The organism is Sporosarcina cascadiensis (assembly GCF_009650995.1).
GTDB classification, from domain to species: Bacteria; Bacillota; Bacilli; order Bacillales_A; family Planococcaceae; genus Sporosarcina; species Sporosarcina cascadiensis.
On record NZ_WHVV01000050.1, the window covers coordinates 1 to 349 of the forward strand.

Below are 349 nucleotides of genomic sequence, written 5' to 3' on the forward strand. Positions count from 1 at the left end.
CGGGGCCTTAGCTCAGCTGGGAGAGCGCCTGCCTTGCACGCAGGAGGTCAGCGGTTCGATCCCGCTAGGCTCCACCAATCATATAATTTCAAGACTGACTAATTGTGGCGGCGTAGCTCAGATGGCTAGAGCGTTCGGTTCATACCCGAAAGGTCGTGGGTTCGACCCCCTCCGCCGCTATCTATGGACCTTTAGCTCAGTTGGTTAGAGCAGACGGCTCATAACCGTCCGGTCGCAGGTTCGAGTCCTGCAAGGTCCACCAGTTTAATTTGAATACGGAGGAATACCCAAGCCCGGCTGAAGGGATCGGTCTTGAAAACCGACAGGGGTGTTAAAGCCCGCGGGGGTT

The 349-nt window shown here is 56.4% G+C and carries 3 tRNA genes; all 3 read left to right on the forward strand.

From position 1 onward, the window contains the following. The first annotated feature begins 1 nt into the window (after position 1). Positions 2-77: transfer RNA gene (locus tag GDZ68_RS17975), tRNA-Ala, on the forward strand. Between the two features lie 29 nt (positions 78-106). Beyond that, positions 107-180: transfer RNA gene (locus GDZ68_RS17980), tRNA-Met, on the forward strand. Between the two features lie 5 nt (positions 181-185). Beyond that, positions 186-262 (forward strand) — tRNA-Ile (locus GDZ68_RS17985). Positions 263-349: the final 87 nt, after the last annotated feature.